Annotated in this window: 12 protein-coding genes; 2 read left to right on the top strand and 10 right to left on the bottom strand. The window is 39.0% G+C overall.

The features are described from left to right. Complete coding sequence (locus tag AAC388_RS08305; RefSeq protein ID WP_069122240.1) at positions 1 to 1,245, bottom strand: acyl-CoA dehydrogenase family protein; 1,245 nt, start codon at positions 1,243 to 1,245, stop codon at positions 1 to 3. Between the two features lie 88 nt (positions 1,246 to 1,333). Here AAC388_RS08305 and AAC388_RS08300 point away from each other — a divergent pair, with 88 nt between their 5' ends. Both AAC388_RS08300 and pcaU read left to right on the top strand, forming a co-directional pair. Then, a complete protein-coding gene (locus AAC388_RS08300; protein ID WP_342371476.1) occupies positions 1,334 to 2,254 on the top strand; it encodes a LysR family transcriptional regulator in 921 nt (306 codons plus the stop codon). A gap of 42 nt (positions 2,255 to 2,296) precedes the next feature. After that, on the top strand, positions 2,297 to 3,109 hold the full coding sequence (gene pcaU / locus AAC388_RS08295) for an IclR family transcriptional regulator PcaU (RefSeq protein ID WP_002120879.1): 813 nt from the start codon (positions 2,297 to 2,299) through the stop codon (positions 3,107 to 3,109). A 93-nt stretch (positions 3,110 to 3,202) separates the two neighbouring features. Here the strand turns inward: pcaU and AAC388_RS08290 are convergent, their stop codons facing one another. From AAC388_RS08290 to pcaG, 9 genes are all read right to left on the bottom strand, one after another. Next, positions 3,203 to 4,069: an MBL fold metallo-hydrolase gene (locus tag AAC388_RS08290; protein WP_199997718.1), complete on the bottom strand. Its 867-nt coding sequence runs from the start codon at positions 4,067 to 4,069 to the stop codon at positions 3,203 to 3,205. Between the two features lie 4 nt (positions 4,070 to 4,073). Further along, positions 4,074 to 4,487 carry a DUF6691 family protein gene (locus AAC388_RS08285; RefSeq protein WP_017481010.1) on the bottom strand — a complete coding sequence of 138 codons (414 nt, stop codon included), beginning with the start codon at positions 4,485 to 4,487 and terminating at the stop codon, positions 4,074 to 4,076. A 4-nt stretch (positions 4,488 to 4,491) separates the two neighbouring features. Then, complete coding sequence (locus AAC388_RS08280) at positions 4,492 to 4,905, bottom strand: YeeE/YedE family protein (protein ID WP_167563461.1); 414 nt, start codon at positions 4,903 to 4,905, stop codon at positions 4,492 to 4,494. Positions 4,906 to 5,040: 135 nt separating this feature from the next. After that, positions 5,041 to 5,499: a DUF6438 domain-containing protein gene (locus AAC388_RS08275; protein ID WP_014206923.1), complete on the bottom strand. Its 459-nt coding sequence runs from the start codon at positions 5,497 to 5,499 to the stop codon at positions 5,041 to 5,043. A gap of 639 nt (positions 5,500 to 6,138) precedes the next feature. Then, positions 6,139 to 8,568, bottom strand: a complete 2,430-nt coding sequence (locus tag AAC388_RS08270; RefSeq protein ID WP_342371475.1) for a glucose/quinate/shikimate family membrane-bound PQQ-dependent dehydrogenase — start codon at positions 8,566 to 8,568, stop codon at positions 6,139 to 6,141. A gap of 82 nt (positions 8,569 to 8,650) precedes the next feature. Further along, the gene (locus AAC388_RS08265; RefSeq protein WP_342371474.1) at positions 8,651 to 9,970 is read right to left on the bottom strand and encodes a carbohydrate porin; all 1,320 of its coding nucleotides are present in this window, start codon (positions 9,968 to 9,970) and stop codon (positions 8,651 to 8,653) included. A 65-nt stretch (positions 9,971 to 10,035) separates the two neighbouring features. After that, on the bottom strand, positions 10,036 to 11,487 hold the full coding sequence (locus AAC388_RS08260; protein ID WP_342371473.1) for a right-handed parallel beta-helix repeat-containing protein: 1,452 nt from the start codon (positions 11,485 to 11,487) through the stop codon (positions 10,036 to 10,038). Positions 11,488 to 11,506: 19 nt separating this feature from the next. Then, a complete protein-coding gene (gene aroD / locus AAC388_RS08255) occupies positions 11,507 to 12,334 on the bottom strand; it encodes a type I 3-dehydroquinate dehydratase (RefSeq protein ID WP_080631194.1) in 828 nt (275 codons plus the stop codon). Between the two features lie 69 nt (positions 12,335 to 12,403). Further along, entirely contained in the window at positions 12,404 to 13,033 is a 630-nt protein-coding gene (pcaG, locus tag AAC388_RS08250) for a protocatechuate 3,4-dioxygenase subunit alpha (RefSeq protein ID WP_238516874.1), read from the bottom strand. Positions 13,034 to 13,040 lie beyond the last annotated feature (7 nt).

Here is a 13,040-nt window from a genome sequence, read left to right as displayed (position 1 = left end):
TTATACTTTCTTATGACGACCGAAATAACCACGTTTGGCCAACTCTAATTTGGCAATCATGCCTTTATGTACTTCATCTGGGCCATCAGCTAAACGTAAACTGCGTGCTTGAGCAAAGAAACCAGTTAATGGTGTATCTCTTGAAACGCCTGCACCGCCATGTAGCTGAATTGCCATGTCGACTACTTTTTCTAAAACGCTCGGAGCCACTACTTTAATTGCAGATATTTCTGTTAAAGCAGCCATATTTCCTAAAGTATCCATTTTATAAGCAGCATACAAGGTTAAAAGTCTGGCTTGATCTATGGCGACTCGAGCATCAGCCACGCGTTCGAGGTTTCCACCGAGTTTTAAAATTTCTTTACCAAACGCCGTTCTAGACATGCCTCTATCAATCATGAGTTCTAGTGCTTTTTCAGCAGCCCCAATGCAACGCATGCAATGGTGAATACGCCCTGGTCCTAAACGGCCTTGGGCAATTTCAAAACCTTGGCCCGCTCCGCCAATAAAGTTTTCGAGAGGCACTCGAACATTATTAAAATGAACCTCACCGTGTCCATGCGGTGCATCATAGTCGCCAAACACAGGTAACATCCGTTGAATTTCAACACCTGCGGTATCAATCGGTACTAAAACCATAGAGTGTTGATGATGGCGGTCTTTGGTTTCATCTGGTGTATGTGCCATAAAAATAATGACTTTAGCATTTGGGTCACCTAAACCAGACGACCACCACTTTTTGCCATTTAAAACAATTTCATTACCATCGATGAGCGCAGTCGCTTGCATATTGGTTGCATCGCTTGACGCAACATCGGGTTCAGTCATACAAAAAACCGAACGAATTTTTCCATCCAATAAAGGCTGTAACCATTGCTGTTTTTGCTGTTCACTGCCATAGCGCCATAACAATTCCATATTTCCTGTATCTGGTGCATTACAGTTAAAAACGGTTGGTGCCAATAAGCTACGGCCAGTTAATTCAGCTATGTGCGCATATTCTTGAACAGTTAACCCTGCACCCAGCTTTTCATCGGGTAAGAACATATTCCAAAGACCAGCTTGCTTTGCTTTAGATTTCAGAGTTTCTAACAGTTCAGGCCATTGCCACTTTTTCCAGTTTCCATCTGGATTTAACTCATGAACTTCTTCCCAAAATTTTGCTTCTACAGGTTCTATTTCTTCTAAAATAAATTTTCTTGTTCGCTCGGTAAAATCTTGAGCTTTCTTGGAGAGTTCAAACATTCTTTTTCCTTTACATCATTATCTGGTCTTTACATCAACATAACTTGAAACTTAATATGAATGAAATGATTTTATTAAATAACACATCATGAATAATATTCATAACCTGCATGGCCTAGACTTAAGTTTTTTTCACCGAATTGATATCAATTTATATCCGCTATTTATCGCAATTTATGAGCAAAAAAGTATTTCAAATGCAGCAAGCAGTCTCAATATTACACAGTCAGCAGCAAGTCATGCTTTGCAGCGTTTACGTCAGCAACTTGAAGATGATGTATTCATACGAGCAGGCAATAAAATGTCTGCAACGCCTTTTGCAGAACAGATTTACCCAACGGTGAAGCAAGCACTTTTAAAGATTCAAAATATTAGCCAACAGAAACATGTCTTTGATCCAAGCAGTTTAAAAAGCTTAAAAATCGCCGTTCATGATGAGATTGAACCGATTATTCTTCCAAGGCTTGCTCAACATTTTCAAAATCTTAATTTAGATTTGCAGTTTGTCAGTATGAAGCTAGATCGAAAACATATTATGGCGGACTTGGCGACGCAGCAGCTCGATTTCGTGATTGACCTAGAACAATATTTATCTCCAAAAATTACCTTTGATCATTTGGTAACAGATGAGTTCGTCATTTGCAGCCAACTTAAAGAAGTCGATTTATCTCGTTATATTAATGGACGACACATTGGTGTTTCATCACGCCGTACAGGTGCTTTGCTTGAAGATATTTATTTAAACCAACATCAAAAAATTTCAAGAAATGTATTTATGCGCTGTCAAAACTACTCAACGGCGTTACAAGTTCTGGCGGCTCAAGCCAACGCAATATTGACCATGCCTCGTATGATTTTGCAGCATTTATCTTATAGTCCTGAAATTTGCTTACATTCTCTGCCTTTTGAGATAACCAATATTAAAATGGGTATGTTTTGGCACGAAGATTTAAGGGATAATTTAAGACATCAATTTTTGCGACATGAAATTATTAAACTTTTTCAGTAAAGCAAATTGATCTATTAAGCTTCTATCGTACAAGGATCAGTAATGAGTAAAGATGAACGGATAATCCAGAATCAGGACAACAAAAAAACGATTCGTCATGAAGATTACATTGCTGGCATTGGTAAAGGCATGGCAATTTTAGATAGCTTTAGCAGTAATCAACATCGTTTAAACATTTCCATGGCGGCTGAAAAAACCGGGCTCACCCGAGCGGCAGCAAGACGTCACTTATTAACTTTAGAATATTTAGGTTATCTTGAATCAGATGGTCACTATTACTATTTAACCCCAAAAGTTCTTAAATTTTCAGGAGCTTATTTAGGTGCAGCTCAGCTTCCGAAAGTGTCTCAGCCTTTATTAAATCTGTTAACTAACCAAACTTCTCTCATTTATTCGGTGATGGTACTTGATGGTTATGAAGCCATTACCATTGCCCGTAGTGCTGCCCACCAACAAACTGACCGTGTAAATCCATATGGCTTGCATTTGGGTAACCGCTTACCTGCTCATGCAACCTCGGCGGGTAAAATTTTACTGGCACATTTAAGCCAAGAAGAACAATTAGATTGGCTTCAAAAATATCCTCTTCAGCGTCTAACTAAATATACGCATGTCGAAAATGATAAATTTTTAGAGTTACTACAAGAGATTCGAGAACAAGATTGGTGTTACTCACGTGAAGAACACGAATTAGGCGTTCATGCACTCGCCGTACCAATTTATGGACAAGACTTTAAAGTGGTTGCAGCTTTAAATATTGTTTCTCCAACTATGAAAACAACTGAAGAATATTTAATTCAACATATTCTGCCGCTATTGCAAGAGACTTCGCGGGATTTAAGACAAGTTCTTTAAATCTTACTTAGGCTATTTCATAGGGTTAATTTTATTGTTTGCTTAGGCTATTTGAATAGATTGAACGTTCCCAAATGAATGCTTAGGCTATTTCTAAAAGTAATTGAAAGGGATTTTCAAATAGCGAATACCATTCGCTTCAGGTTCCGGAAAATTTCCACCATTCATATTAATTTGAATTGAAGGCAAAATTAATTTTGGCATTGCCAAAGTAGCATCTCTTTCTTGACGCATTTTGATGAATGAGTCCTTGGAAACTCGTCGATTTAAATGAATATTGCTTTGTTTTTGGGTTCTAATATCTGTTTGACAGATATATTCATCACGACCTTCGGGCTTATAGTCATGGCATAAAAACATGCGCATATTGTCGGGAAGTGTATAAATTTTTTGGACCGAATCATAAAGCTCAGCAGCACTTCCTTTAGGAAAGTCACATCTGGCCGAACCATAATCAGGCATAAATAAAGTATCCCCGACAAAAACAGCATCAGCGATCACATAGCTTAAGCAAGCTGGCGTATGCCCTGGTGTAGGAATGTTATAGGCTTCTATCTCCCCTATTTTGAAATGTTCATAATCTTCAAACAAATAATCAAAGGGCTGATTTTCATTGAATTTCTTAAAATCAAAATTATAGATAGCTGCAAAAGTTTCTTGTACTACCGAGATTTTTTGACTAATCGCAATTGTACCGCCCAATTTAGATTTTAAATATTGAGCCGCAGTCATATGGTCCGCATGTACATGGGTTTCTAAAATCCATTGTACTTTGAAGTTTTGCGCCAAGACATAATCGACGATCAGATCAGCATTGGATGTTTTTGTAGTGGCCGATGCAGCATCGTAATCAAGCACGCTATCAATAATAGCGCATTGAAGAGTCACTAAATCCGCAACAACATAGCTAAAAGTATTGGTGTTTTCATCAAAAAAATCTTTTACTAGAGGTTGTTGCATAGGCTTAATTTCCTTTATTTAAAATTCGGTAAATAAACATTCCTAATAACATTGCGACAATAAAATAAAGCGCTTCAAAATGCCCTAATCCAATAAGCGTTAAAGCGGGCGCTGGACATATACCTGCTATTCCCCAGCCTATACCGAAAATAAAAGCACCCACAATTAACCTTTGGTCAATCTGTGTATTTGTTGGTAATTGAATTTGTTCATTAAAGAGTGTTTTAGGAGTTTTTATAGCCTTTTGAAATGGAATAAATGCCACAGCAATAGCACCTAACATTACAAACATTAAGCTAATATCCCACTGCCCAAAAATATCTAAAAAACCTAATACCTTTTCTGGATTAGACATGCCAGAGATCATCAAACCTAATGAAAATAAGCTACCAAATAAAAAAGCAAAAATATTTTTCATAAGACTACCCCAACACATGACGAATGATATAAACCGTTAACATGCCAGCAAACATAAAAACTGCTGTCGCTATCATCGAGCGTTTTGATAGCCTGCTCATTCCACAAATGCCATGGCCACTTGTACATCCAGAGCCTAATCGTGTTCCAAAACCAACAAGTACACCTGCTAAAATAAGTGCAAATGTATTGGTTTTAATTTCAATTTCAGGCTGATAAAAATAACCATATACGAAAGGTGTAATCACGAGTCCCGCAATAAACCAGAATGCCGAACTCTTAAAAGTGTCTTTAGTAGGATTGATGACTTGAGCAAGCAAACCACTGATTCCGGCTATACGGCCATTTATATATAAATATCCAACTGTTGCGATGCCTAGTAATAAACCACCAAAAAAGGCATAGACAATATTTGACATATAACCACCCTTAACAATATATGTTTTTATAATCTGTATTATACGCTGATTCTTTTAGAAATACTTAAAATAAAACTCTTAAGTGTATAATTCTTCTTAACAAGAAAAAGCCCCAAGATTCTGGGGCTTTTGTCATTAAATTAGATCTTTAATGCCTAATTGTTCAGGTAACTTTTCCATAACCTTGTTCAATCTATTATTTGCTGGAGAGATACAACCTGTGTAATGGCTTAATTTAGTTTCTGTGCCATTAGGTTGAATCCAAGTAATGTAATAGCTAGACATGTCGGTCGCTGTTTGCTGGCAACCCGCAGTTTTTGATTGTGTACCTGTTTCAGGGCGATAAGTTTTTAGATCATCTGCAAGTTTTTTATAATCTTTTACGCTACCTTGAATTTCTTTAACGCCTATAGCCTTAGTGTATTGTTTACCTTCAAAGCGAATTAAACCTGTAGGTGTTACTTCTACAGAATAAATCGGACATGCGCCAAAACATGGGCTAGAAGCATAGCGAATTGTCTCTTGTGTATTCGGTGCTTGCTGAACAGAAGCACAACCCATCAAAGCTAAACCAGATAAAGTTGCAAGAACCAAAAATCTCATTACATCACCTATTATTATCAAGTGGCTTTAATTTATCAAATCATACACTTCTTGTCATTAAAGACTATTTTTTGTGATTTTATTCATTATTTAATTTTGCTTAGGCTATTGAGTAAGACAAAAACATTTTCTTTCACCCATAAAAAAAGGCCCATCTTTCGATGAGCCTTAAGCCATAAAAGCTTAAATTCCTGAAATACAAATTATTACTGGATAGTAATAATCTGCGTCGACCATTCTAGCGCAACCCAATAAATTATATAAATATAATATAAGTATATATTTAAGCTCGTTTTTCCAACAAAAAACACCGTATTTTTAAGGTTTAAAACTTAATAATGTTTATTTTTAATTAAAATTCACAATGTTAAGTTAAACAAAACTTAATAAAAGTTAAGGTTTTATTTATAGGTAAAACATCCTAAGGAACTGGTCAATAGTTAAGCTATATCTAGCGTTCAGGCTGAATTGACCATAAGACTATTTGAAGTTTAGCAACAACATCAAGCACTTTTTTACTATTTGGTAAAGCTATCTAGTTAAAAATATAGAATTTACTTTTACTCTTTTATATAAAAAATATATTAAAGGTTAAGGCAAAAGAGAAATAATCTCTTTTGCCTAACTTAATTATTGTTCTAAGCTATAAGCGATCACATAATCACCATGATCAGGTGATTGACGTGCTCCACCTGCGGTAACAACCACATACTGTTTACCTGTTTTAGGTGAAACATAGCTTATTGGTGTTCCTTGGCTACCTACTGGCATGCGTGATTTCCACAGTTCCTTACCTGTAGATGAATCAAATGCACGTAAGTAGTAATCTTGTGTTGCAGCAAAGAAAACTAAGCCACCTTGAGTTGCCATCGGCCCGCCAATTGTTGGCATACCGATCGGTGCTTTTAAGCCCATCTTGATACCCATCGGCCCAGTATCTTCTACCGTACCTAATGGTACTTGCCATGCAACTTGACGAGTTTTCATGTCAATTGCAGTCATGGTGCCAAATGGTGGTTTTTGACATGGAATTTTTAACGCCGACATAAAGCGGTTTTTATTCACTTTATATGGTGTACCTTTCATTGGTACAGCTCCCATACCTGTGTTTACTTTCTCTCCACCATTCGCCTGAATCTTAATATCTTCAGGAGTTTGCTCCATCAATTGAATCCATAAGCCAAGGCGCATATCGTTCACGAACATATAACGATGAGTCGGGTCAAAAGCGATGCTACCCCAGTTCATACCGCCCAAAGAGCCTGGGAAGCTTAATGAAACATCAGTACCCGGTGCAGTAAACAGGCCTTCGTAACGCATTGACTTGAAGTTAATACGACACATTAGTTGATCGAATGGCGTTGCACCCCACATATCCGACTCAGTTAAAGTCTGATTACCAATTTGAGGCATTTCAACTGAACGAGGTTGAGTTAAGCTGTATTGTTCACCCGGAATATTGGCAGGTTTAACTGGCTGTTCAATTACTTTAGTCAGTGGTTGACCTGTTACACGGTCAAGCACAAAGAATTGACCTGATTTGGTTCCAATCACAACAGCTGGTTTAGTCGTACCATCTTTTAATGGGAAATCAACCAAACTCGGTTGCATTGGTAAGTCAAAGTCCCATAAATCGTTATGAACAGTTTGATATACCCACTTCTCTTTACCTGTTGTCGCATCAAGTGCTAACACAGAAGTATTGTATTTATGATCCAATGGATTACGGTTACCACCCCAAATGTCGACAGATGAACTGCCCATAGGTAAGAATACCGTATTCATTTGCGGATCATATGACATTGCAGCCCATGAGTTTGCCGAACTACGTTTATAGGTTTCACCCGGTTTAAGAACATAGTTCGGGTTTGGATTGCGCGGGTCAAATGCCCAGCGAAGTTTACCCGTAATCACGTCATAACCACGAATAACACCACCCGGCATATCTGCGGCTACGTTGTCGGCAATACGGCTACCCACCACAATAGTTGTTCCAGCAATAGTCGGTGCAGAAGTCACTTCAAAACGTGGAGCTTTTGTTCCAGCGCCAAGACCTTCTAGCAAATCAACCGTTCCATTTACACCAAAATCAGCACAGCGCTGACCGTTATCTGCATTCACTGCAATTAAACGACCATCAGGTGTATTGGTATATACACGGCGTGGACATGCCGTATTGGTTGCAACCGCAGTTACTGCATTTGCACCAGCTAAAGTTGGTTGTACAAGCGGTTTTGTTGAATCAAAGTATGCAACACCGCGGCAACGTTCCCAAGCATCGGCTGTAGAGTTCACCTCAGCTTTCCAGAGTTGTTTGCCCGAGTCGGCATCTATGGCAAAAATGTTGTTATGTGGTGTACATAAAAACACTTTATTTCCCACTTGTAGCGGAGTCATTTGGTCTTCGGCACCATTACCGCTACCCGTTGTAAAGTCGCCCGTTCTAAAGCGCCAAGCTTCTTTTAATTTATGAACGTTATCTCGGTTAATTTGATCGAGAGCAACAAAGCGGCTACCACCTGCATCATTACCATAATTTTCCCAATTTACCTGTTTTTTTGCAGGATCAACTGGTACTAAAGGTAGTTTTTCACCTGAACTTGCTACTGTTGGATGCGGTTGGAACATTTGATAGAGCGCAATCAACATACCTACAACAACCAATCCACCTACCGCATAGGATGAAGATGCCAAGCTCGTTTGAAATTGGTAACGTCGGATTGAAGGCAAAGTAAAGAGCAAGGCAGCAAAAAGACCAGCAGGAAACATTAAGCGCGAAAATAACGGCCAAAATTCCCATCCAGCATCAACAAATGACCAAATTACGGTACCAACAAAAACAGCCGCAAAAATCCAGACACCCAGCGCTTTTTTTCGGAAGATGCTAATTGCCGAAATGGTAATAAATAATCCTGCTATAAGGAAATACCAAGAACCGCCGAGTGATACTAGTTTTCCACCACCTACGATGTAAAAAACACCAGTAGCCAATAAAACTAGACCTAATATAAAACACCATATTTTGAATAAGATATGAAACTTAGAATCTGACTCAGACATAGATCCTACTCCACATATACTGAACCCGAATAGTTCAAGCATTTGGGCCAGTTAAACTATGTCTAACCAGCCATCAATATTGTTAAAAATTGACTTTCATACTAAGACCAGCCACCCAAGCATCATCAACCGCTTTTACACCAGCAGGTTGATGAATATATTGAATGTTTGGACGTAACATGACGGCCGGAGACCATTGATAGGTATAGTTCAACTCGACATTTAGCTCGTCGTCTTGAATTGGAATATAGTCAGATGCAATCGGATCATAGCTGTAATATCCACGACTTTCATTTGTTGCGATCTGTTTATCTTTAGCACGGTCATTAACTACATAATTGGCTATACCAAAACCAATCGAATCATTTGGACGGCTATCAAACGGCCCCTTATACCAAAGAGCAAGCTGTTGCGTACTTTGAACAAAAGTCGTTGCTTTATCATTTACAACGCCATTAAAACTGATATATAAACCGCGTTTCGGATCTTCGCCTTTATTCGTCAGTTGTTGTTGTGCATTAATCCAGAAACTTTGTTTTCCGTCATGAACCTTCCCCGCAGTTTTAATATCATTGGCTTCTGCGGTTGAGTACAGTGCACCTACTTTATATTCACCCGGCAAGCCATTAAAGGCAGCAAGTTTTGGTTTCCACGCCAGCTCAACCGGTATGGTTGCGCCCTTCACATTGTTCATATCCAGATTAAAACCATCACTATTTGATTCGGTTTTAATGTTGTCTGGATTGACCTCATACACACCCAACCCCAAAGTCCACTCAGGCGCAAACTGATATTTAACGTTTGTACCCCAAATACCAACTGGTGAGTTATACCAAATTGAACCAATTGATTTTCCTAACTGCCCACCACAAAGCAATAAGTTCTGAAACTCACATTGAGAACTATTAAAATCCTCTGACATTCCCATACGACCAAATTTGACCTGTACAGTATTATCGATAAAGCCCTTCTTCACCCATGCTTGAGATAAACGCCAGATTTTACCGCGACCATAAATTTCTTGAGCATTGCCCAATTGGCTAGAACGTGGGTCTTTAATACGCTCAAGAGTTAATGCATTGCCGTCACGTTTAGTCACGACTAGGCTCGCTGTTGTATCTTTCCAACCAGCGATTTTTTCTAAATCGAGGTTTGCACCTAAGGAAAGCTGCGCAGCATTTTCAAAAGTATTGCTGTCGTTGTAACCACCATCTAAATTTGTGGCACTTTGGCTCATAATAGAAGCCGTAAATTTATAGCCCTGTTGTTCTAGCTGTTGGCGCTCACCGTTCCAGTCGCCTAGCAACCATTGACGGTCTTGTGACCAAGGATCATTCGCGAGCGCACATTGGCTACCTAATACAGCGAGCGTTAAAACACTCAGTTTCATTAAATTTGGCATTTCAAGTCCCTTTTATCATTTCTATATTTCTATGCTGCGCCTCATATGAGGCGCTTTCCTTATTGTTATTTAACACTTGTAAAACCAAGCTCAGAAGTTGCACCAAAACGATCAGTAATATTCGCTGTAATTGAGGCAACTTTTACAGACGGCTTCCAATTCGCTTTTGCGATCCCTTGTGCATCTGTAGCAACAGTTATTGCTCCTAAATATTGCTCAGCTTCTTTTGATGACGCATTTTGATTACCAAAAAATTCAACTTGATAGCGTTGATTTGGCAAGCCATTGACTTCTACAGCAACTGAACCTTTATTTGCAGTTAATTTAGGAGCTTTAATACCCTGATTAGGTTGAGCATTACAGCCTTGTTCATTTGGCTGAGTACATGTTTTTTGTTGTTTAGATGGGTCAACAACCACACCGCCACCACGAGAACCTACAAATCCGGCATGCTCAAGTGCAGGCACAGCAAATACAATTGCACCCAACCGCTGATCTGGTACACATGAACCACCCGCTTCACAGCGTTTAATATCTTTACCATTGTCCCAAATCAGGTTTTTAGTCAATGTAATTTTTGCATTTGCATCTTTTTCAGAGCGGATGGCTACACCAATACGATTACCATGTACTTTATTGCTATCAAGAATATTGCCATCACCCGTCATGTTGAAACCAATCGAGTTATTGGTCATTTCGTTGTAGGCAATATAGTTACGCTTACCCCAGTTAATCTGTAAGCCATCCGAGTAGTTTTCGAATTTATTACCAACTACGGCATTATCATTACCCCACAAGATTTCAATACCTTGTGATGGTTCAGGATTTGCTTTGGTTGAAACAAAATGGTTATTCGCAATTAAGTTAAATGCTGCACCACGTGTCAGTTCTAAGCCATCACCATTGTCTTGGAAAATGTTGTCTAAAACTTTGTTGTTATTGGTAGTAGTTGCAGTTGGGTTACCTTGACCATCATCACCCGTCAACATAACACCAGCACCACCGTAGTTATTACTAATACGGTTATGTTGAATCAGGTTATTGCTTGAACGGTTAATCAATACACCAATACAGAAGCGATGAATGTCCAAACCTTTTAAAGTGACATTGTTGACGTCACGTAGTACCAACCCCGGTAAAGTCATAGTACGTACATTGGTGCCGTACTGCTCAGGGTTTGCACCTGGACAAGCTTTTGCACCTTCGCCTTTAATATAATTTGAACCATCAATTGCGATGTATTCGCCAGTTTTATCCCACTCTGTACCAATGATTTTGACAGGCGCTTTAATTTCAGGAAGTGCACTATTTAATTTAATCGCATAAGGCGCTTTACCTACTGCTTGAATCAAAATGTCGCTAGCTTCGCTTGGGTTTGCATTGGCTTGTTCAATTGCCCAGCGTAAAGAGCCTTTATTGCTATCGTCTTGATAACGGTCAACCACATAAGTTTGAGCCGCAGCTATGCCTGAAACCATCAAACCTAATGCAAGAATAGTTAAACGTAATGTATTCATTTCATCATATCCTTATGATTTATGGGTTTGTTGGTTGAACTGTTTGTAAAATTTGTTTGAGCTTGGTCACATCAATTTGACCCGGTGCAGAAGCCTGACCAATCATGCCAAAGCTATAACTTCCGCCCATGTTGGCAGTCGCAACACGCGAAATCGTACCAAGTTGCCCCATCGACATCGTTAACAATGGTTTAGTGGTTTGCTGACTTACTTTTAAAGTTGCGTTCATTAAAGTGAAAACGTCTTGTTTAGATTTTGGCATAACGGCAATTTTTAGAATATCTGCACCCATCTGGTCTTGTTTTAACAAGCGTTTTTCAATTTCATCTTGGCTTGGTGTTTTTTGAAAGTCGTGATTAGACATGACAATCAGCACTTTCTTTTGATGTGCTTTTTGAACAATTTCTGAAACTACTTTTTGATCACGGAACATTTCAACATCTAACCAATCCATGAACGGATTCTTTAAGTAAGCTTGATAAGTCTTACCATAATCCACATCACTAATTTCAAGCTGGCCGCCTTCGTTTTTCGTACGAATGGTGGCAATCATTGGCTTATTGCCCAAAATCTTTTTCAACTCATGGCCCAAGGCAATCACTTGTTTTGTATCACTCGCAAAACTAAGTAAATCGATACGAAACTCTGCCAAATCAGCATCTGCTGTATTTGCAATGACTTGAGCTTGTGCCAAAGCTTGTTCTTTAGTTTTTGCGGTAATCGGAACAATCGTTTTAACGGCTGTATTAGCAGGTTGTGTTTGAGCAGCTAAAGCAACAGGTTCAGCATTCACCTGTGCAGTAAAAAATGGGAGTGCAAGCAAACTTAGGCTTAATAATGTTTTCATGTTCATATCGTTCATCCTTAAAAAGGCTACACGCATCCTTGAATAATCAGGTGTAGCCTTAGGTGTTTCTTAAATATCAAAAAATACAGTTTCGTCATCACCTTGAATACGAATATCAAAGCGGTAAACAACTTCACCATTTTCTTCAAAACGTTTCGCAATAAGTGTTTGGCGACGTGGTGCCCATTCAATGCTATTTAGAATTGGATCGCTAGCATTTGCTTCAGCTTCATCTTCAAAATAAACTCGTGTATGAAGACCCAAGTTAATACCGCGAGCGAAAATGACTAATGCAATATGAGGTGCTTGAATTGAACCTTTGCGACCTGCTGTAGCACCTGGCTTAATTGTATTAAAGCTCCAAACACCCGTTTCAAAGTCAGCACCTGTACGGCCCCAACCTTGAAATGCTGGGTCAGCTTTTTGCTCACGCGTATCTGCCTGACTTGGATAAATACCGTTCGCATCAGCTTGCCAAATCTCAATCAGCACATCGCGTAGCGGTAAACCCAATCCGTCAAACACTTGGCCTTCAAGACGAATACGCTCACCTTTGGTCTGATCTTGTACTAGCTGGTTATTAAAGTTGTTTTCAAACACTTCAATATTTGCTTGTTGTGGCAATAGCCCAATGTGAACGTAAGGACCACCTGTTTGAGATGGAGTTTCTTTTAGTTCCTGAAAATTCCAGTTATTCATGCTAGTG

The organism is Acinetobacter sp. D009 (assembly GCF_038562025.1).
GTDB lineage: Bacteria > Pseudomonadota > Gammaproteobacteria > Pseudomonadales > Moraxellaceae > Acinetobacter > Acinetobacter pittii.
This window is presented reverse-complemented; position numbering and strand designations above follow the sequence as displayed.